General features: G+C 73.0%; 23 protein-coding genes. 12 read left to right on the top strand and 11 right to left on the bottom strand.

What is annotated here, in order from left to right:
* Positions 1 to 54 precede the first annotated feature (54 nt).
* Positions 55 to 888 (top strand): NAD(P)H-binding protein, encoded by an 834-nt coding sequence (locus tag ACFOWE_RS21480; protein ID WP_377290549.1) that lies wholly within the window; start codon positions 55 to 57, stop codon positions 886 to 888.
* Between the two features lie 283 nt (positions 889 to 1,171).
* Positions 1,172 to 1,378 (top strand): cold-shock protein, encoded by a 207-nt coding sequence (locus tag ACFOWE_RS21475; RefSeq protein WP_377290547.1) that lies wholly within the window; start codon positions 1,172 to 1,174, stop codon positions 1,376 to 1,378.
* Positions 1,379 to 1,449: 71 nt separating this feature from the next.
* Here the strand turns inward: ACFOWE_RS21475 and ACFOWE_RS21470 are convergent, their stop codons facing one another.
* Positions 1,450 to 3,009, bottom strand: coding sequence for a serine hydrolase domain-containing protein (locus ACFOWE_RS21470; RefSeq protein ID WP_377290545.1), 1,560 nt, complete (start codon positions 3,007 to 3,009; stop codon positions 1,450 to 1,452).
* Positions 3,010 to 3,254: 245 nt separating this feature from the next.
* Between ACFOWE_RS21470 and ACFOWE_RS21465 the strand changes: the two genes are divergently transcribed.
* From ACFOWE_RS21465 to ACFOWE_RS21455, 3 genes are all read left to right on the top strand, one after another.
* Complete coding sequence (locus ACFOWE_RS21465; RefSeq protein ID WP_377290543.1) at positions 3,255 to 3,503, top strand: hypothetical protein; 249 nt, start codon at positions 3,255 to 3,257, stop codon at positions 3,501 to 3,503.
* Positions 3,500 to 3,934: a type II toxin-antitoxin system VapC family toxin gene (locus ACFOWE_RS21460; protein WP_377290541.1), complete on the top strand. Its 435-nt coding sequence runs from the start codon at positions 3,500 to 3,502 to the stop codon at positions 3,932 to 3,934. Before ACFOWE_RS21465 ends, ACFOWE_RS21460 begins: the two co-directional genes overlap by 4 nt.
* Before the next feature lie 185 nt (positions 3,935 to 4,119).
* Positions 4,120 to 4,986, top strand: coding sequence for a Cof-type HAD-IIB family hydrolase (locus ACFOWE_RS21455; protein ID WP_377290539.1), 867 nt, complete (start codon positions 4,120 to 4,122; stop codon positions 4,984 to 4,986).
* Positions 4,987 to 5,153: 167 nt separating this feature from the next.
* Here ACFOWE_RS21455 and ACFOWE_RS21450 read toward each other — a convergent pair whose 3' ends face one another.
* Positions 5,154 to 5,750: a hypothetical protein gene (locus ACFOWE_RS21450; protein WP_377290537.1), complete on the bottom strand. Its 597-nt coding sequence runs from the start codon at positions 5,748 to 5,750 to the stop codon at positions 5,154 to 5,156.
* 248 nt (positions 5,751 to 5,998) lie between these two features.
* On the opposite strand from ACFOWE_RS21450, the gene ACFOWE_RS21445 reads away from it, so the two are divergent.
* On the top strand, positions 5,999 to 6,538 hold the full coding sequence (locus tag ACFOWE_RS21445; protein ID WP_377290535.1) for a DUF4262 domain-containing protein: 540 nt from the start codon (positions 5,999 to 6,001) through the stop codon (positions 6,536 to 6,538).
* Here ACFOWE_RS21445 and ACFOWE_RS21440 read toward each other — a convergent pair.
* From ACFOWE_RS21440 to ACFOWE_RS21425, 4 genes are all read right to left on the bottom strand, one after another.
* Positions 6,517 to 7,020, bottom strand: coding sequence for a DUF6069 family protein (locus ACFOWE_RS21440; protein WP_377290533.1), 504 nt, complete (start codon positions 7,018 to 7,020; stop codon positions 6,517 to 6,519). The genes ACFOWE_RS21445 and ACFOWE_RS21440 overlap by 22 nt on opposite strands.
* Positions 7,021 to 7,041: 21 nt before the next feature.
* Positions 7,042 to 7,512 (bottom strand): SRPBCC family protein, encoded by a 471-nt coding sequence (locus ACFOWE_RS21435; protein ID WP_377290531.1) that lies wholly within the window; start codon positions 7,510 to 7,512, stop codon positions 7,042 to 7,044.
* Entirely contained in the window at positions 7,509 to 7,844 is a 336-nt protein-coding gene (locus ACFOWE_RS21430) for an ArsR/SmtB family transcription factor (RefSeq protein ID WP_377290529.1), read from the bottom strand. The genes ACFOWE_RS21435 and ACFOWE_RS21430 overlap by 4 nt, the downstream gene beginning before the upstream one ends.
* 120 nt (positions 7,845 to 7,964) lie before the next feature.
* Complete coding sequence (locus ACFOWE_RS21425) at positions 7,965 to 8,852, bottom strand: CPBP family intramembrane glutamic endopeptidase (protein WP_377290527.1); 888 nt, start codon at positions 8,850 to 8,852, stop codon at positions 7,965 to 7,967.
* Positions 8,853 to 9,015: 163 nt separating this feature from the next.
* Here ACFOWE_RS21425 and ACFOWE_RS21420 point away from each other — a divergent pair, with 163 nt between their 5' ends.
* From ACFOWE_RS21420 to ACFOWE_RS21410, 3 genes are all read left to right on the top strand, one after another.
* Positions 9,016 to 9,573 (top strand): RNA polymerase sigma factor, encoded by a 558-nt coding sequence (locus tag ACFOWE_RS21420; RefSeq protein ID WP_377290525.1) that lies wholly within the window; start codon positions 9,016 to 9,018, stop codon positions 9,571 to 9,573.
* Positions 9,573 to 10,469 (top strand): hypothetical protein, encoded by an 897-nt coding sequence (locus tag ACFOWE_RS21415; protein WP_377290523.1) that lies wholly within the window; start codon positions 9,573 to 9,575, stop codon positions 10,467 to 10,469. Before ACFOWE_RS21420 ends, ACFOWE_RS21415 begins: the two co-directional genes overlap by 1 nt.
* Before the next feature lie 139 nt (positions 10,470 to 10,608).
* On the top strand, positions 10,609 to 11,322 hold the full coding sequence (locus ACFOWE_RS21410) for a class I SAM-dependent methyltransferase (RefSeq protein WP_377290521.1): 714 nt from the start codon (positions 10,609 to 10,611) through the stop codon (positions 11,320 to 11,322).
* A gap of 18 nt (positions 11,323 to 11,340) precedes the next feature.
* Here ACFOWE_RS21410 and ACFOWE_RS21405 read toward each other — a convergent pair whose 3' ends face one another.
* Both ACFOWE_RS21405 and ACFOWE_RS21400 read right to left on the bottom strand, forming a co-directional pair.
* Entirely contained in the window at positions 11,341 to 12,741 is a 1,401-nt protein-coding gene (locus tag ACFOWE_RS21405) for an ATP-binding protein (RefSeq protein ID WP_377290519.1), read from the bottom strand.
* Positions 12,742 to 12,975: 234 nt separating this feature from the next.
* A complete protein-coding gene (locus ACFOWE_RS21400; protein WP_377290517.1) occupies positions 12,976 to 13,383 on the bottom strand; it encodes a RidA family protein in 408 nt (135 codons plus the stop codon).
* Positions 13,384 to 13,525: 142 nt separating this feature from the next.
* On the opposite strand from ACFOWE_RS21400, the gene ACFOWE_RS21395 reads away from it, so the two are divergent.
* Positions 13,526 to 13,906, top strand: coding sequence for a winged helix-turn-helix transcriptional regulator (locus tag ACFOWE_RS21395; RefSeq protein WP_377290515.1), 381 nt, complete (start codon positions 13,526 to 13,528; stop codon positions 13,904 to 13,906).
* A gap of 24 nt (positions 13,907 to 13,930) precedes the next feature.
* Here ACFOWE_RS21395 and ACFOWE_RS21390 read toward each other — a convergent pair whose 3' ends face one another.
* From ACFOWE_RS21390 to ACFOWE_RS21380, 3 genes are all read right to left on the bottom strand, one after another.
* Positions 13,931 to 14,608, bottom strand: a complete 678-nt coding sequence (locus ACFOWE_RS21390) for a response regulator (RefSeq protein ID WP_377290513.1) — start codon at positions 14,606 to 14,608, stop codon at positions 13,931 to 13,933.
* A complete protein-coding gene (locus ACFOWE_RS21385) occupies positions 14,605 to 15,939 on the bottom strand; it encodes a sensor histidine kinase (RefSeq protein WP_377290511.1) in 1,335 nt (444 codons plus the stop codon). Before ACFOWE_RS21385 ends, ACFOWE_RS21390 begins: the two co-directional genes overlap by 4 nt.
* A 131-nt stretch (positions 15,940 to 16,070) precedes the next feature.
* Entirely contained in the window at positions 16,071 to 16,655 is a 585-nt protein-coding gene (locus ACFOWE_RS21380; RefSeq protein ID WP_377290509.1) for a hypothetical protein, read from the bottom strand.
* A gap of 295 nt (positions 16,656 to 16,950) precedes the next feature.
* Here ACFOWE_RS21380 and ACFOWE_RS21375 point away from each other — a divergent pair, with 295 nt between their 5' ends.
* On the top strand, positions 16,951 to 18,273 hold the full coding sequence (locus tag ACFOWE_RS21375) for a cytochrome ubiquinol oxidase subunit I (RefSeq protein ID WP_377290507.1): 1,323 nt from the start codon (positions 16,951 to 16,953) through the stop codon (positions 18,271 to 18,273).
* 96 nt (positions 18,274 to 18,369) lie between these two features.
* Complete coding sequence (locus tag ACFOWE_RS21370) at positions 18,370 to 19,161, top strand: cytochrome d ubiquinol oxidase subunit II (RefSeq protein WP_377290505.1); 792 nt, start codon at positions 18,370 to 18,372, stop codon at positions 19,159 to 19,161.
* Positions 19,162 to 19,212: the final 51 nt, after the last annotated feature.

Below are 19,212 nucleotides of genomic sequence, written 5' to 3'. Positions count from 1 at the left end.
GCTCCGTACGGCGGGCCATGTCCCGGCCCGCTCCCGGCCGGTTGACTTCCCTGTATGACGACACACACGGATCGCATCCTCGTCCTGGGCGCCACCGGCAAGACCGGGCGGCGGGTGGTGCCGCGGCTGCGTACGGCGGGCGTGGCCGTGCGGGCCGCGTCCCGCTCGGGCGAGGTGCGCTTCGACTGGTTCCGGCCGGAGACCTGGCAGGCCGCGCTGGAGGGGGCCTCGGCGGTGTACCTGGTGGCCCCGGACGACCCCGGGCCCGTACCCGGCTTCGTCAAGCAGGCGGTGGCCGCGGGCGCAGGCCGGTTCGTGGTGCTGTCCGGGCGGGGCATCGAGCACGTGGACGGCGACTTCGGCCAGGGCATGGCCGTCGCGGAGCAGGCCGTACGCGACTCCGGGGTGGAGTGGACGATCATCCGGCCGAACAACTTCTCCCAGAACTTCGACGAGGACCTGTGGCGGGAGCCGCTGCGGGCGGGGCGGCTCGCCCTGCCGATCGGCGACGTGCCGGAGCCGTTCGTCGACGTCGAGGACGTGGCCGAGGTCGCGGCGGCGCTGCTGACCCGGGACGGGCACGCCGGGCGGGTGTACGAGCTGTCCGGGCCGCGCGGGCTGACCTTCGCGGAGGCGGCCGGGGTGATCGCCCGGGCGTCGGGCCGGGCGATCGAGTACGTGGAGCTGACCCCGGAGGAGTACCGCGACGAGCTGCTCGCCGCGGGCTATCCGGAGGCCGCGGTCCGGATGCTCGGCGCGCTGTTCGCGGTGCACCGGCCCGGGCACACGGCCGAGGTCACCGACGGGGTGCGGCGGGTGCTCGGCCGCGAGCCGGCCGGTTTCGAGTCCTACGCCGTCCGGGCCGCCGCCGGGGGCGCCTGGTCGTGACCGGCGTCCTCCGCCGCGGACGCGGGCGGCGGCCCTCACACGGGGTCGCCGCCCGCGACTCGTCCGGCCGGACGGCGGCGGGGTGTGCATCACGCCCGCACGTGTGCTAGGCTGAACGCAGTTGCAGTTGTGGTACCCATAATAAACTTGTGTGCGCCTGACGGTATGTAGCCTCGGGTGCATTTTTGTTTTTCCGGTCTTCTCCGGGTGTGGGCCTATTTCGGCAATTCAGAGTCCGCGACAGCGCGGATTCGGCTGCACCTATCCATCAAGAGGAGATCACATGGCTTCCGGCACCGTGAAGTGGTTCAACGCGGAAAAGGGCTTCGGCTTCATCGAGCAGGACGGCGGCGGCGCCGACGTCTTCGCGCACTACTCCAACATCGTCTCCCAGGGCGGTTACCGCGAGCTGCGCGAGGGCCAGCGGGTGGCCTTCGACATCACCCAGGGCCAGAAGGGCCCGCAGGCCGAGAACATCGTCTCCGCCTGACGAGAACACCGCCACGAGCCAGGGCCCGCACCTTCACAGGTGCGGGCCCTGGCTCGTCTCCGGCCGCCGCGTCACCGCCGCGAGGAAACCGGCCGCACGGGACGCCGGCCCCGGTCGCCCGGCTCCTGGACGCCGGTGGCCGGCGACCGCGGGACGTCGTCCGGGGCGGCGCGGCGTGCCCGGACGGTGTGCAGGCAGCGGGCGGCCACGACGGCGGCGGCGGCCAGCGCGGCCGTGGCGGCCCAGACGCAGAGCGCGGGCCAGGCGTAGGTGAGCTGGCCGAAGGTGCCCGCCCGGTTCATCAGGAGCCCGGCCAGATCGGCGAGGCCGAGCAGCAGCGCGACCGGCAGCGCGTAGGGGAGCAGCCGTACGGCCCGCCGCCAGGCCGCGCGGCCCGCGTGGCGGCGGGCCCAGCCGCGGGCGCGGCGGACGCCCGCGGCGCCGAGTCCCAGGTTGAGCAGGGCCAGGCCGGCCAGCCAGGGGTCCGCGGCCGTGCTGAGGGGGACGGCTCCGGCGTCGGGGCGGCCCTCGACGAGGTCGACCAGGCCGTCGCTGAGGACGAGCGCGTCGTCGCCGGAGACCATCCCGGTGTTGGTGACGACGGCGATGCCGTACCCGCTCGCGGGCAGGAGGGTCTGGGCGGAGTTGTGGGTGAGCAGCCAGCCGGTGTGCCGGAGCAGGGGCGCTCCCCCGGCGGTCCTGCCGGTGCTCCAGCCCATGCCGTAGCCGCTGCCGCCCACGCCGGACGGGGTCTGGGCGGCCTTCACGGTCCGGCCGGGGAGGGCGCCGCCGCCGCCGTTCTGCGCGACCAGCCACCTGGCCATGTCGCGGGCGGTGCTGACGACGCCGTGGGAGCCGTTGGCGAACCACCTGGGGTGGTCGCGCCGGACGAGCCCGCCGTACGCGCGGACGTGGCCCGCGGCCCGGTCCGGGAGGTCCTCGGTGGTGTCCACGGTCCTGGTGGAGGTCATGCCGAGCGGGCGGAGCACGGCGGCGGCCAGGTGGTCGGCGAACGGCGTCCCGGTGACGACCTCGGCCAGCCGCGCCGCGACGACGTAGTTGGGGTTGTGGTAGCTCATCCTGGTGCCCGGCTCGGTGGCGAGCGGGGCGGTCCGCAGCATCGCGACGGCCTCGGCGAGCGTGTCCGGCGCGGGGAGCGTCAGCTCGGGGAAGGTGCGGTCGCTCATCCCCGACGTCTGCTGGAGCAGCTGCCGCACGGTGATCCTCGCGGCCCGGGGGTCGGCCATGGTGAACTCCGGCAGGTACGACCGGACGGGGGCGTCCAGGTCGATCCTGCCCTGGTCGGCCAGGCGCAGCACCGCCAGGGCCGTGAACGACTTGGAGAGCGAGGCGAGCGGCATCGGCGTGTCCTCGGTGATCGGCTCGCCGCCGGCCGTGTGGCCGTACCCGGCGGCGTGCACGACCCGGTCGCCTCTGGTGACCGCGACGAAGGCCCCGGGGAGCCCGGTCCGCTCGGCGTAGCCGCGTACGTACGCGTCGATCGCGGTCGCGCTCGGCCCGCCGGTCTCCGGCGCTCCCGCCGAGGTGTCCGCGCGGGCGCCCGCCGTCATCCCGGTGACGAGCACCGCCCCGGCCGCCATCGCGATCACCGCGTGTCTTCCCGCCCTCATCGGTCCCTCCGCTTCTCCGCCCGCCGGATACGAACGGTAGAAGCGGGCGGGAAGGCCGCACAGCGGACGATCGGCGGGGCCCGCCCCTGACTTTCGTCAGGGGCCGGACCGGCGCCCCGCCGTACGGCACACCCGGGAAGGCGAGCGTCCGCCGCCGGGGTCCGGCTCCCCGCGTTCCGCGGCTCCCTTCCGGTTCTCAGGAGAGGAACCGGAAGGTCACGGAAACGGTGCGTACACTCGGAGGCATGACCGCTGCGCATGATTACGAGGAGATGCACCACCTCGTCGACCGGCTTCCTCCCGCCGGGGTGCGGCGTCTGCGTCTGCTCGTGGAGTCCGATCCGGAACTCGCCAAGTTCGCCGGGGCCTCGGGCTCCGAACATTCCGAGAGCACACGGAATCTGTCGTTCATCGGGTTGGGGGCCTCTGGACGCAGCGATGTCTCCGAACGGCATGACGAACTCCTCCGGGAGGAGTTGGATCGTCCTTCGTGACGGTCACCCTGTTGGACACCGGAGTCCTGTACGCCGCGATCGATCGCTCCGATGCCCATCACGAGGTCTCAGCCCGGCTGCTCTCCACCGTTCCCGGTCGGCTCCTGCTTCCCACGACCGTGCTGACCGAGACCTCCTGGCACGTCGAGAAGAACCTCGGGGCCAAGAGTGAGGCCGCGTTCCTGGCATCGGTGGCGCGAGGCGAGCTCGAACTGGTGGATCTGACGCCCGAGGATGTGGACCGCGCTGCGCAGCTCGTCGAGACGTACGACGACCTGCGGTTGGGTCTGGTCGACGATTCGGTGGTCGCACTGGCGGAACGGCTGGACGTCTCGAGTGTCGCCACTCTTGACCGTCGTCACTTCACCGCAGTACGGCCACGGCATGTCGCAGCTCTGACGCTGCTGCCGGCGTCCTTGCAGAACCGCTGAGGATCTCGGCCGCCGGCCGGAGCCGGAAGAACCGGCCGGCTCCCCGGTCGTCTGCCGGTCGCCGCGGGAGGACGGGCCGGATGCTGCGGGAGGACGAGCGGGATGCCTCCGGGAAGCCCGCACCCGGTCGCCGGGGTTGTCGTAAGCGACAGTCGAAACCACCACTTCCGGGGAGAACCCCTCTCATGCAGCACGGCAACGCGCCCGCCCGCCCTCTGGATCCCGGCCATCCGGGCCTGCCCGCCGACATCCGGCTGATCGTCACCGACATGGACGGCACGCTCCTGGACGACAACGGGCGGGTCCCGCAGGACCTGTGGCCGCTGCTGGCGCGGCTGCGCGAGCGCGGTGTGCTGTTCTGCCCCGCCAGCGGCCGGCAGTACGCCTCGCTGGCCGTGCAGTTCAAGGACGCCCTCGACGGAACGGTCTTCATCGCCGAGAACGGCGCCTTCGTCGTCCGGGACGGGCAGGAGGTCAGCTCCGACCACCTGGAGCCGCCGTTCGTCCGCGAGGTCGTGCTGGCCGCACGCGACCTGGCGGCGGACGGGGTGGACGTCGGCGCCGTCGTCTGCGGGAAGCGCACCGCCTACATCGAGCGCACCGACCCGGCGTTCCTGGCCGAGGCCGTCAAGTACTACGCCCTGCTCACGCCGGTGGACGACCTCACCGCCGTCGGCGACGAGATCATCAAGATCGCCCTGTTCGACTTCGGCACGGCCGAGCACAGCACGGCCCCGGCGCTGAAGCCGTTCGACGAGACCCACCAGGTGGTGGTCTCCGGCGAGCACTGGGTGGACGTCATGCACACCGACACCGGCAAGGGCGCGGCCGTGCGGCGGCTCCAGCGGGAGCTGGGCATCACTCCCGCGCAGACCATGGTCTTCGGCGACTACCTCAACGACCTGGGGATGCTCGACACCGCCGAGTGGTCCTTCGCGATGACCAACGCCCATCCCGAGGTGATCGGCCGGGCCCGCCATCTCGCCCCCTCCAACAACGAGCAGGGCGTGCTGCGCGTCATCGGCCAGGTCCTGGGCCTCACCGCGCCGTGACACCGCCTCCCCACGCCGTACGGCCCCGGTCCCGGGAGTGGAGGCCGGGGCCGGGGCCGTACGAGGAGCGGCTCAGGTCGCACGCCGGGCGGTCGCACGCCGAGCGGTCACACGCCGAGCGCGGGCGGGACGAGCGGTCACACGCCGAGCGCGGGCGGGACGAGCGGTCACACGCCGAGCGCGGGCGGGACGAGGCCCGGCAGCGCGGGCACCCCGCCCGGGGCGAGGGTGCCGCCCGGCAGCGCCCCGGGCGTCGTCGAGCCCGGGAAGCCCCAGGTCTGGCGGCCTTCGCAGCCGCTGGTGCCCTCGGCGTAGGCGGGCATGGCCCCGTCGACGCTGTGGATCATGCCGCTGTACTTGACGCACTTGCCGTCCGACTTCAGCCGGATGGGCCCGCCGTAGTACTTGTACTTGCCCTGCATCGCCTGGTTGTAGCCGCGGCCGCCGCCGCCGTCCGAGTCGACCTCCAGGGACACCTGGACGGTGGTGGGGGTCCCGAGGGACGTCGACTTCATCACGACCGCGCAGTGCTGGCCGGTGTCGGCGTTGTAGAGCAGGTAGAGGTAGCCGACGGCCCCGCCGCCGAAACCGGCCTGCATGGCGCGGGCGGATCCGGGAACCATCTTGAATCCCGGCCCGCATACCGCTTGCGGTTTGTAGGGGTTCGTGACCGCGGAGGCGGCCTGGATGGGAACCATGCTGACGGCGGTGGCAGCGGCGGCGGCCAGCACCGTCAGGGCGGCCTGTTTCTTGACGAGTCGCATCTTCGATATCCCCCGAATATGACGCCGGAGATTCCCGTTACCAGTGCGGAAATCCTTTTCATGATCAAACGGGGCTTCCCGAAAGGCAAGGACATCCGTGCAAAAAACCCGCATCCCTTCATTCACCATGCCCCTAAACAGGAGCACGTAGATAGACACGGATAATTCGCACTTATGACAGCAATTCCCCCCGAACACGGGCGATCAGCGTGACCTGCGGGGACAGTGGGGCGGATACGCTCGGAAGTATGTCCGACCAGCCTGCCTGCCACTGCCTGCTCTGCGAGGCGCACGACGTCGAACCCGACGACGTCGCCCTGCACACCATGAGCGATGTCCGGGCCCGTGGATGGACGGTCGTCATGATCCCGGCGGACGAGGAGGGGCCGGGCTGGGCGTTCACGGTCGGGCTCTGGCACACGCTCCGGTCGCCGGAGCTCGCCATGTTCGGCCTCCGCGTCGAGGTGATGCGCGACTGCCTGGACACCCTGGCGGGCCGGATCGCGGACGGGCACCCGGTCGCCGCCGGGCAGGCGCGCCACGACGTCATCCGCGACTACCCGGTCGTCGTCAAGGACGTCGACCAGAGCTGGTACCGGTCGCTGTTCGGCATCGCGCTCGGCTTCTACCAGCGGCCTCCGCTGCCGTTCGCGGAGATCGTCTGGCCGGACGCGCGCGGGCGCTTCCCCTGGGAGCGGGAGGCGGCCCTCGGGCTCGCCGAACGCCAGCCCTCCCTCTGGATCCCGAAGGACGACCACGCCCCCGGCTACTGGTCCAAGCTCCCCTGACCCTGGCCCGCTCCCCCGCCGTACCGGGCCGCCACGTGGCCGCCGCGCCTGCGCAGTGCGAGCAGCCCGGCGGCGGTCACGGGCACGAGTGCGACGTGGCACAGCGCCAGCGTGATCGTGCTGGCGTCGTCGAAATCAGCGGGAATCGTCATGACCGGGATGGTGCCGAGTGCGATCACCGGGGCGACGGCCAGGCCCGCGGGCACCGCCCATGGCCAGATCCGCGCGAGCACCGCGGCCAGGGTCATTCCCGTGAGCAACGGCAGGACGGTGAAGCCGACGACGGTGATCGCATCGACCTCGGCGGCCTGACCCGCGGCGGTGAAGCGGAAGCCGCCGCCGGCGGCACGTCCGATCCCGTAGATGACGAGGTTGAGGACCACCGCGGCCGCCACGGTCACGGCGACGGTGAGGGCTCCGCCGCGGTCGCGCGCTTCCGGACTCTCCTGCGGGCGACCCCGCGCGCCCTTCGACGGGTTCATGGTGACCGTCCACTCCTTCAGTCAGGGCCGCCGCTCACCGTGGCGCAGGTACGCCTCGATCCGGTCGAGCGCTCCGACCCAGACCTCCTGCATGAAGAAGTCACGCACCTCGGACGCCGGGAAACCGGTCTGCACCACCGTGAGAAGCGTTCCGCCGTCGTGCTCCTCGAACGTGACCTCGACGGTGGTCGTCATGGTCATGCCGTCCGGGCTGCTGCCGGTGGACTCGGTTACCAGGCGATGCGGGCGGTCGACGACCAGGAAGGTCTGCGTCTCCCGGAAAAGGGTGTCGGCGTCCGGTCCCCACACCGCGGTCTGTCGGCCTCCGACGCGCAGGTCGACGTCGATCTCGACGACGCCGGGCTTCTCGTCGAGGATGCTGAACCAGATCTTCTGCTTCTCGGCGTCGGTGTAGGCGTCGAAGACCTCTTCCGGGCTCGCGGGCAGGACCCGGGTCATGCGCAGTTGGGCGGTCTCGGCGTTCCTGGTCATCGGTCGGTCTCCTTGGTGAGGGTGAAGTAGGCGTCGAGGCCGTCGAGCCGGCGCTCCCAGAGCCGCTGGTAGAACCTGATCCAGGACATGGCGTCCTCCAGTCGTTCGGTTCCCAGGCGGCACTGCCGTGACCTGCCGACCTTCTCCGTGATGACCAGGCCGGCGTTCTCCAGGACGTGCACGTGCTTCTTCATACCTGTGAGCGACATGCCGAACGGCTCGGCCAGCTCGCCGATCGAGGCGGGTCCCTGGCCGAGCCGGATGAGGATCTGCCGTCGCGTCGCATCCGAGAGGGCGGCGAACGTACGATCGAGGACCTCTTGCTGAACCATATGGTTCACTGTAGCTCACTGAACCAAATGGTTCAATAAGAGCTGCCGAGGTGGCGGGGATCGTGATCGGCGACCTGAACGGCGAGACCGCGACGAGCGTGCCGGACCGGCTCGGCTCGGCTAGAACAGCCGCCCCTCGAGCAGCAGGTCGACGTAGACCAGGTTGACCAGGACGTGGACCCCGATGGGCGCCCAGAGGTTGCGGTAGCGCGACCACAGGTAGCCCGCCATCAGGCCGAACACCCCCTGGAAGGCCACCATCGAGGCGAGCCCGACGCCGATCCCGCCCGATCGCAGGTGGCTGACGTGCATCGCCGCGAACAGCAGCGAGGTGACGAGGACCGCGGGCCACCTGCCGTACAGGACCTCCAGGCGGGTCTGCAGCCATCCCCGGTAGAAGACCTCCTCCAGCACGCTCGCGGTCAGCAGCGTGAACAGCGAGGCCACGGCGAGCATGACGGGGTCGGGCAGCTCCTGGGTGAGCGGCACCCGGAACGGCCAGACCTCGGCGAGCACGAACCACGCCGCCATCGCCGGGAGCGGGGCGAGCCAGACGACGGGCCGCGGGATCGCCCGGGCGGCCGGGCCGCCGCGCCGCAGCACCCGGAAGGCCACCAGCGGCACGACCAGCAGGAGCAGCGGCTTGACCACCGCGTACCACAGGTCCCGGGGCTGACCGGCGGCCAGGAGGCCGCCGACGACGAGCGGGAACGCGACGGCCGCCGCGACGAGTGCCCACGTCTCCCGGACGAGGCGCTCCCGGGGCAGCCCGGCCAGCGGCTCCGGCAGGGCCCGGCCGGGGGGGACCAGCCGCGTGAGCAGCATCGCGGCCAGGGCCGGGACCGCCGCCGCCCACAGGGAGGTCTTGGCCGCTCCCGGGTCGGCCGAGGCGGTGATCTCGGTGTGCCCGGCGGCCGCGAGCCAGGCGTAGGCGAGGAGGAAGACCCCCGCCCCGGCGGCGGTCGCGACGGTGGCACGGGACGTTCTCGGCGTTTCGGCGCTCACCATGATCGAGATGCTCCCCCGCCCCGGTCCCGCCGTCATCCTCCGGTCCGCCGAACCCTCCGTCGTTCTTTCGATGTACGCCGCGGAATGATCGGATACGCCGGAAACAGATCTCCATTGCCGGACACGTACGGGGATGACCGAGTCCCCGGCGGAAGGAAGCAGCGTGGGCCCTCCCGACCCCCAGCGGCGCTTCGAGGAGATCTACACCGCGTACTATCCCGACCTCCTCGCCTACGTACGGCGCCGCACCGACTCCCCCGACGACGCCGCCGACGCGCTCGCCGAGACGTTCACCACCGCCTGGCGCCGCCTCGCCGACGTCCCCGAGGGGCACGCCGCCCGCCTCTGGCTGTACGGCACGGCCCGGCGGGTGCTGGCCAACGGCCACCGGGCCGAGGGCCGCCGCACCGAGCTGGCGTCGCGGCTCCGCACGGAACTGGCCGTCTGGGCCGACCAGGCCGAGGAGACCGGACACGACCCGGGCGGGGTCCGGGAGGCGTTCCGGCGGCTGAGCCCCGACGACCGGGAGCTGCTCTCCCTGGCCGGCTGGGAGGGCCTGGACAGCGCGGAGATCTCGACCGTGCTGGGCTGCTCGCGCGGGGCCGTACGCCTGAGGCTGCACCGGGCGCGCAAGCGGCTCGCCCGGGAGCTCGACGCCGCCGGACTCGATCTGACCAGGTACGGCCCGCGCGCTGTCGCGCTGGCGAAGGGAGAGAGCTGATGCACGAGATCGACCGCCTCGTGGCGGGCATCGCCCCCGCACCCGGGCCCGGCATGACCCCGGGCGCCCGGGAGCTGTTCGACGAGATCACCGCCGCCCCGGCCGTCGCGCCCGCCCGGCGCCGCCGGTGGTGGGCGCCGGGCGCGCCTGTGCGCACCGCGGGTGCGCGGCGCCGCCGGTGGGCCGCCCTGCCGGTCGCCGCCGGAGCCGCCGCCCTGGGCATGGCGGTGACCTGGAGCCTTCCCGGCGCCCTCGGCCCGTCCCCGGCCTCCGCGGCCCTGGACATCAGGCGGGACGGTGACCATTACGTCATCACGGTGAAGGACCTGTTCGCCGATCCGGAGATGTACGAGCGCGAGCTCAAGGCCCGGGGCCTGGACATCACGCTCAAGCTCCTGCCCACCTCGCCGACCGGGGTGGGCAGCATCCTCGTCTTCAATGACATGGACCGGCTCAGGGCGGGCGAGCCCGTGCCCAAGGACGGACCCATCACGGCCATCGAGAACGGCCCCTGTGAACGGCCCGGCGGCTGCCCCACGGGGGTGAGGGTGCCTGTGGGCTTCGAGAAGAAGGCCCAGATCACTCTCGGCAGGGCGGCCCGGCCCGGTGAGGCGTACATGATCCGGCCCCTGCTGGAGATGCCGGGCGAGCCGCTCCACTGCGTCGGCTACGTCAACAAGACCGTCGCCGAGGTCACCGCCATGCTGCGGGAACACGGGGTGGAACCGGAGTTCACCTCCTTCACCGATGCCGGCCCGTCGGTCCCCGGAGGCTGGTACGTGCACGACGGGGTGATGGCCGCGGCGGGCAGGGCCATCGTCCTGGCCGGTCCCGAGCCGAATCCCGCCCCCCGGCCGGTCGGTGAGTTCTGCCCGCGGGGACCGGAGGGCTCCTGACCCCGTCCCCGGCTCCGCCCGGTGCGGGTCCCGCTCCGCGAGGAGGAGGCCCCGGGCGGGGCGGGCCCGGCTTCCGGGAGCCGGAGACGCCCTCCGTGCTCCGCTGGCCCGGAGGGCGGCCGCGATCTAGTGTGTGGGCGTGCTGGACTACGACGCGGAGGCCGCCCGCTACGACGCGACACGCGGGGGCGTGCCGCGGGCCGAGGCGGCCGCGCGGGCGGTGCTGGAGCTGCTCCCGCCCGAGGCGGAGACCCTGCTCGACCTCGGCTGCGGGACGGGACTGGTCACCTCGCACATCACCCGGCCGGGCCTGCGGGTGCTGGGGCTGGACGCCTCGCCCGGCATGGCCCGGCTGGCCCGGGACCGGCTGGAGCACCGGGTGCTGCTGGGCGACGGCCGCGCCCTGCCCTTCGCCGACGCCTCGCTCGACGCGGTCTGCTCGGTCTGGCTGTTCCACCTGATCCCGGGCGTGCCGGAGGCGATCGCCGAGTGCGCCCGGGTGCTCCGGCCGGGCGGGGTGCTCATCACCACCGTGGACAAGGACGCCGCCCACGGCCACGACGACGTCGGCCGGGTGCTCGCGCCGTACCGCCGGCACCCCGCCCGCGACCGCGCCGGCCTGGTCGTCGCCTGCGGCGGGCGGCACGGGCTCCGCCTGGCCGCCGAGACGGTCTTCACCGGCCACGGCCAGGGGCGCTCGCCGCTGCGGGCCGTCGAGCTCGTCGAAGCCGGCTACCTCGCCGTGGGCGCGGCCGACGTCGGCGCGCTCAAGGAGCGGCTGGCCGCCCTGCCCGACCCGTCCGTCCCCCGCCCCGATCCCGTCTACCGGCTGGTCTGCCTCCGCAGGGCGTAGGGTGCGAGGGGGCCGGACTCAGGCGTAGAGGTCGGCGGGGGTGACGAGGCGGAGGCCGGGCGTGGCCGCCGCGTGGGTGAGCAGCCGGGCGCTGAAGCCGTTGCGGGAGAAGAGATAGCGCTGCTCGTTCCCCGTGAAGCCCTCGACGTGCGGGGCGAGCCGGTCCAGGAGGTTCAACTCGTCGAAGTCGACCTCGCCGCTCGTCCACTTGCACATGCCGATCACCAGCGGGGTGCGGTCGGCGCCGACGCCCACGACGTCGATCTCGCGCTCCTCGGTCCTGGGCCCCCTGCCGGTGGGGACCTGCCCCCACCACCGCCCCACCGACAGGACGCCGGGCACGGTGCGGAGCACGTGCTGACGGCACATGTCCTCCCAGGCGTAGGAGGCGTGGTGGTCGAGTCTCGGCAGGACCGACTCCGACAGGTAGGAAGCCGCCAACGCGCTGGTCCGCAGCTGCGATCGGGCGGGCTCGACGAACCGGTAGTGGAACCTCAGGAACTGGTCACTGATCGCGTAGGCCGTCTTCTTCGCCCGAGGCGAGGCCGTGACGGGCCGGAGCCGTTCGACGAGCCCCAGCCGCTCCAGCGAGTCGACGATCTTTCCGACGTGCGCCGGGGACAACCCCGTGCGCCGGCTGATGTCGTTGTTGCGGTTGTGCCCGTGGGCGATCGAGCGGAGCACGGCGGAGTGGTTGGCCGGGTCGGCGATCGACTGCCGGAGCATGAGTTCGGCCTCGTCGTGCAGGAGACCGGTGCGTTCGAAGACCTCGTTCAGCAGGTGCTCGGCGAGCGGGCGGTCGTCGGTGAAGCGCTCCAGGTAGTAGGGAACGCCGCCGCAGACCGAGTAAGTCCGCACGCGGTCCTCGGGGCTGTAGCCCGGGTGGAAGAGGGCGGCCTCCCTGGCGAGGAAGGGGGTGAGCTTGAGCTGCCCGGTCCGCCGGCCGTACAGCTGCCCGGCCAGGACCTCGTCCTCGAAGAAGGAGAGTTCGCTGCCCGCCAGGACCAGGACGATCGGCAGGTTCCGGCCGGTCGTCCGCCACCACCGGCTGAGCGTCGTCTCCAGCTCGGGCGACCGGGCCGCCAGCAACTGGAACTCGTCCAGCACCACCAGCGTGCGCTCGGTGCCGACGAACTGGGCGAGCGCGGTGAGCGCCGCCTCCCAGCCCCCGAGGGGTTGTACGGCGAGCAGGTCGTTGCCCCAGGTCCGGGCGAGCTCGTCGGTGAAGTCGCGCAGCTGCTGGGGGGCGACCGTGTCCGTGGCCTCGAAGTAGAACGACCGCACCGTGCTCGCGAGATGGGCGAGCAGTTCGGTCTTGCCGACCCGGCGGCGGCCGTACACGACCAGTAGCTCGGCCCGGGTGCCGGAGATCCGCTGTCCCAGCATCGCCAGCTCATCTGTCCGATTCAGAAACTCCACAGGATTATCCTAGGGAGGATAATCCTGTGGAGGATATTGTTTCCGTCTTTTTCCCTCGGCCTCTGACCACCGGCCGGCCCGTCTCCGCAGGGCGTAGAGCGCCCGAGGGGGCCGGACTCAGGCGTAGATGCCGGAGGGGATGACGAGGCGGAGGCCGGGCGTGGCCGCCGCGTGGACGGCCTCCCTCGAGTGCCGTCGTGGACCACTGCAGCGCTCAGTGACCGAGGGCATCTGTCAGTCGAGGACCGCGATGGCTTCGATCTCGACCAGATGGTCGGGGATGTCCAGCGCCGCAACACCCAGCAGTGTGGCAGGCGGGACCGGAGTGACCCCCAGTTTCGCGGCCGCGCGTGAGATCCCCTCCAGGAGCGGGTGCATCTTGTCGGGGGTCCAGTCGACGACGTGGACGGTCAACTTCGCCACGTCGCCGAAGGAACCGCCGACCCCGGCCAGGGCGGTGGCGATGTTGAGGTAGCACTGCTCGACCTGCGCGGCGAGGTCGCCTTCGCCGACCGTGGCCCCGTCGGCATCCCAGGCGACCTGCCCGGCGATGAAGACCAGCCTCGACCCCGACGCGATCGACACCTGCCGGTAGACGTCGACCTCGGGCAATCCACCGGGGTTCACCAGGGTGATGGCCATGCTGCCCGCCTCCTTGTCATGAGAGCCCGCAGGCTCGCCTTCATCGAGCCAAGACGCCCTTGGTCTCTTGTGGTTACTCAGGAACCATAGGAGAGTGTTCGCTGACGTGGAAGAACGCACTTTTCGGTGACGGAGGAACCTGATGGTGACCAAGCAGTTCAGCGGCTTGCCCGACGAGGCGGACCTGAGGCGCGCGGACTCCCTGGCGCGGGAGATCTTCTCGGACGTCGCCAACAAGTGGGCGTTGCTGATCATCGAGGCTCTCGGTGAACGCACCCTGCGCTTCAGCGAGCTGCGGGACGAGGTCGAGGGCATCAGCCACAAGATGCTCACCCAGAACCTGCGCATGCTGGAACGCAACGGCCTGGCCGAGCGAAAGGTGCACCCCACCGTGCCGCCGCGGGTCGAGTACACCCTCACCGAGCCGGGCCGAGCCCTGCGGGCGACGGTCGATCTGATCTGCGACTGGACCCACCGGTACCTCGGCCACATCGAGGGCGCCCGCCGCCGCTTCGATTCCTGACGGCTCGGAGCGCGACCGGTCCCCCTACACCGGTCCGCCGGGGACCGCGAGGCCCGTCTCGTAGGCGGCGATCACCGCCTGGACCCGGTCGCGCAGGCCGAGCTTGGTCAGGACGTTGCTGACGTGCGTCTTGACCGTGTGCTCGCTGACCACCATGGCCTCGGCGATCTCCGCGTTGGACAGCCCCCGCGCGATCAGCTGGAGCGTCTCCCGCTCCCTGCCCGTGAGCACGGCCAGCCGCCCGGCGGGCGGCGCGGCGGGCGGGGCGGGCAGGGCGGCCGGGCCGGAGACGAACCGGGCGATCAGCCTCCTGGTGACCGAGGGCGCGAGCAGCGAGTCCCCGGCCGCGACCACCCGCACCGCGTGGACCAGGTCGTCGCGGCGGACGTCCTTGAGCAGGAACCCGCTGGCACCCGCGCGCAGCGCGTCGTAGACGTAGTCGTCCAGGTCGAACGTGGTCAGCATGAGCACCCTGCACCCGGTCTCCGCGCACACGACGCGGGCCGCCTCGATGCCGTCCATCACCGGCATGCGGATGTCGAGCAGGAGGACGTCCGGCCGGTGCTCGCGGACCGCCGCGACGGCCTCGGCCCCGTCACCCGCCTCGGCGACCACCTCTATGCCGGGCTGGGCGTCGAGGATCATGCCGAACCCGGCGCGCACCAGCTCCTGGTCGTCGGCCACCACCACCCGCACGGTCATGCCCGCACCGCCTCGGTCAGCGGCAGCCGTACGAGCACGCGGAAGCCCGGGCCGTCGGGGCGTGGGCCCGCCGTCGCCGTGCCGCCCAGGGCGGCGGCGCGTTCCCGGATGCCGATCAGGCCGTTCCCTCCGGCGGGGAGGGAACCGCCGGAGCCGCACCCGTCGTCGGTGATGCTGATCATGAGGATGTCGTCCTGCCAGTCGAGCCGGATCTCGGCGCGGGTGGCGCCCGCGTGCTTGATGACGTTGGTCAGGGCCTCCTGGGCCACCCGGTAGGCCGCGACCTCGATGTCGGGGAGGAGCGGCCGGGGCTCACCCGAGGCGGAGACGACCACGTCGAGCCCGGTGCCGGTGACCTGGCCGGGCAGTTCCGCCAGGTCGCCGAGGGTCGGGCGCGGGGTGCGCGGGCCCGTGTCCTCCTTCAGCGCGCCCAGCGTACGGCGGAGCTGGACCATGGCGTCCCGTCCCGCGGCGGCGATCGCGTCGAAGGCGGCCTCGGCGCGGGCCGGGTCGCTGCGGACCACCACCGGCCCGGCCTCGGCCTGCACCACCATGAGGCTGACCGCATGCGCGAGGATGTCGTGCATGTCCCGGGCGATCCGGGCGCGCTCGCGCTCGGCGGCCCGCTCGGCCTCGACCCGGCGCTCGTGCTCCAGCCGGGCGGCGCGCTCCTCCAACGCGGCGGCGTGGGCCCGGGAGGAGGCGGAGGCCCGGCCGACGGCGTACGCGGTGACGAACAGCACCACCCCGCGCAGGGCGGTCTCCGAGGAGCCGACCAGGAGCAGGCCGCCGATGACGGTGACGGCGAGCATGGCCGTGCGGGTCAGGCGGGCCGAGTGGGCCGCCACCGTGTAGGTCGCGATGAGCCCGCCGTACCAGATCGGCTGGGCGGCGACCCCGTCCACCACGTCGTACAGGGAGATCGCGACCAGGACGGCCAGCAGGACGGTCACCGGCGCCCGGCGCCGCCACACCAGCGGCACGGCGGAGGCGGCCACCACCGCGTAGCCCCACCAGTGCCACGGCCCGCCGTGGGGGTTGTCCCGGGACAGGAACGGCCACAGCTGCACGACCAGGACGAGCACGGCCAGCACCGCGTCCGGCCACGGCCCGGGAAGGGATCCCGGTCGGCCGTGGAGGGCGGCGAGGGACCCCAACCGGTCACGGAGCGCGGCGGGGAACCTCGGCCGGTCACGGAGCGCGGCGGGGAACCTCGGCCGGTCACGGAGCGCGGCGGGGAACCTCGGCCGCTCGCCCGGCGGAGCGGGCGGTGGCTGGGGAGGGGACCCTGGCCGGCCGTGGAGCGGAGCGGGGGACGGTGGAGCGGGCACGGAACACGATCCTTCCTCATCCGGCGGTGTCGTCCACGCGCGGCGGCGCGGACTCCGCCACGCTGCACCCGTCACGCGGCACCCGTCATGCGGCGACGGGGACGGGGGTGGGGGCGGCGGCGCGGACTCCGTCACGCGGCGACGGGGACGGGGGCGGCGGGGCGGGAGAGCCGGGCGGAGATGGCGGTGAAGGAGGCGAGCAGGAAGACCGCCCCCAGCGGGACGAGGTCCTTGTCGACGAGCGGGAGGACGACGTCGACCAGGACCAGGACGGGCGCCCAGGCCCCGACCCGGCCGAGGAGGGCGAGCCGGGCGACGATCGCGACCTGGCCGACGAAGAAGAGCAGCGGGCCGGCGTCGTAGACGACGGGCGAGACACCGGGGACGGCCTGGACGCGGTCGAACAGCACGCTCATGCCGGCGTGGTCGGCGGCGAGGAAGCCGACCACCACGTCGATGGCGAACTGCACGGCCAGCGCCGCGAGACCGGCGATCCCGGCGACGGCGCTCGCGGTGGCGACGGCGTCCCGTCCCGCCATCCGGCGCATCCGCAGGAAGGTGGGGACGAACAGGGCCAGGGCCGCGAGGAAGGCGAGGTGGCCGGTGGTCCAGGCCAGGCCGGGGCCCCGGCTGCCGTCGAGCCCGTCGATGATCCGGATCACTCCGTAGGCGAGGACGAGCAGCGGCGCTGCGACGAAGGGGAGGCGGGGGTTCATTCGGGGACTCCTAGCGGTTCGGCTACGCCGCCAATGCTGCTGTTCTCCGGCTCCGCGGACATCGCCGACGGGAGCGATCCGCCGCCTCCCTCTCACGAGGGAGATCGGCCCCGGCCGGCGGCACGGACCCGGCGCGCGGTCCGGGCCCGGTATACGCCGGGTGGAGAGAGTGAGGGGGGCGAGCGCGGCGTACGGCCGGCGTAGCGGGGATCGGCGCGGGTGCGTCCCGGGGAGTACGGCGGGAGCCCACCCGGGGAGGACGCGGCGGCGCAGCCGGACCGGGACGCTGAGGGGCATGGAGACGCTCGACCTCGCCCGGCTGCAGTTCGCCCTCACCGCCGGCGGGCACTTCGTGTTCGTCGCCCTCACCCTGGGCCTGGCCACGCTCATCGCGCTCGTGCAGACCCGGGCCGTGCTGACCGGCTCGGCCGTCCACGAGCGGATGACGCGCTTCTGGGGGCGGCTCTACGTGGTCAACTACGCCATGGGCATCGTCACCGGGCTGGTGATGGAGTTCCAGCTCGGCATGGCCTGGGAGGGGCTCTCGCACGTCGCGGGCAACGTGTTCGGGGCGTCGCTGGCGATGGAGACGATCGTGGCGTTCTTCGTCGAGTCGACCTTCCTGGGATTGTGGATCTTCGGGTGGGGCCGGCTGAACCGGTGGGCGCACCTGGCGGTGTTCTGGGTGGTGGCGCTGACCGCCTACGCCTCGGCCTACTGGGTGCTCGTCGCCAACGGCTTCATGCAGGACCCGGTCGGCGCCGAGCTCTCCGGCGGCGTGCTGAGGCTCACCGACGCGGCGGCGGTGCTGGCCAATCCGGCGGCGCTGACCGCGTTCGGGCACACCATGGCGGCCTCGCTGGTGACCGCCGGGTTCTTCCTGGCCGGGGTGAGCGCCTACCACCTGCGGCGCGGGACCGCCGAGCGGGAGTTCTTCCGCCGTTCGCTCCGGATCGGCGTGTTCACCGGCCTGCCCGCGCTGGTGGCGGTGGTCGCCTTCGGCGAGCTGAGCTTCGGGACCGTGCAGCCGCTGAAGGGCGCCGCGTTCGACGGCACGGCGGCCGACGTCGCCCGGCTCCAGGCGGAGGCGGTGGCCGCCTTCGGCCCGGGTGATTATGTGCCGCCGCTGGGCCTGGTGCGGGGCGCGGGGATGGCGATGCTGGGCCTGTTCTCGGTGATGCTGATCGTCTCGCTGGTCAGCGTGGTGCTGGCGCTCTTCCCCAGGGCGGTCCTCGGGCTGCGTGCCTGGCACGTGCTGCTGGTCGCCTCGGTCCCGCTGCCGTTCGCGGCCGTGCTCGCCGGGTGGGTCTTCCGCGAGGCGGGCCGGCAGCCGTGGGTGGTGTACGGCGTGCTGACCACCGAGGAGGCGCTGAGCGACCTGCCACCCGGGCTGCTGGTGTTCTCGCTGGCCGCCTTCACGGTGCTGTTCGCCGTGCTGCTCGCGGTCAACGCCTGGCTGCTCGCCCGCACCGCCCGGCTGGGCCCCGAGCCGGCCGGCTCTCCCGGCTCTCCCGGCTCCCCGGCCTCTCCGGGCTCTCCGGGCTCCGCTGACGCGCCGGGCACCGCTCCGGACCTGCCGTCCGGCTCCGGCGCCCCGCTCCCGGCCGCCCTGTTCTGAACCGTTCTGAGTCTTCCCCGTGCCCGCGCACCGGGCCGCCCTCCGCCCGGACGCCCCGTCCCGGACCGCCCGCCTTCCTCAAAGGAGGAGCCCTCGATGGAAATCGCCCTGCTCGCGTTCTTCACCGCCGGGTACTTCGTGCTCTCCGGCGCCGACTTCGGGATCGGCATGCTCCTGCCGTACCTGGGGCGCTCTCCCGAGGAGCGCGGCCGGGTGCTCGCCGCGATCACCCCGTTCTTCCTGACGAACGAGGTCTGGCTGGTCGCCGCGGTGGGGTTCCTCATGGGGGCCTTCCCCGTGCTGGAGGGGGAGCTGCTGGCCGGGAACTACGCCGCGTTCACCGCCCTGCTGCTGGGCTGGGTGGCGCGGGACGCGGGGATCTGGTTGCGGGGGCGGGCGGACCGGGCCGCCTGGCGGGCCGGATGCGACGCGGCGGTGGTCGCCGGGAGTTGGGCGGTGGCGCTGAGCTGGGGGTTCGTGCTCGCGGGGAGCGCGGGAGCGCCGCCGCCGCTGCTGGCCGTGGCGGTCGTCGCCCTGGCCGGGCTGTTCGCCGTCCACGGGCTGGCACTGGCCGCGCTCCGGCTGCGCGGCGGGCCGGAGGGGCGGGCGCGGCGGCCCTTCGCGGCCGCGGGCGGGCGTACGGCTCGCGCCCCGGCCCCGGGGCGTACGGCTCGCACCCTGGCCCCGGGGCGTACCGCCTACGCGCTGACCTCGGGCGGGATGGTGCTGGTCTGCCTGGCGGCGGGGTCGCGGCTGCCGCTGGCGGAGAACCTGGCCGACCCGGCGACGCTCGCCCTGCTCACCCCCGCGACGCTGGTCCTCGCTCCCCTGCTGGTGGCCTCGCAGGTCTGGCTCTGGCGGGTCCTGGCCCCCGTGCGCACCGGATGACCGCCGCCCGGCACGGACCGGGGCCCGGCACGGACCGCCGCCCGGCACGGA

Source organism: Planomonospora corallina (assembly GCF_042650625.1).
Taxonomy (GTDB): Bacteria; Actinomycetota; Actinomycetes; order Streptosporangiales; family Streptosporangiaceae; genus Planomonospora_B; species Planomonospora_B corallina.
Note: the sequence above shows the minus strand (reverse complement) of the source record. Positions and strands in the feature narration are given on the sequence as shown.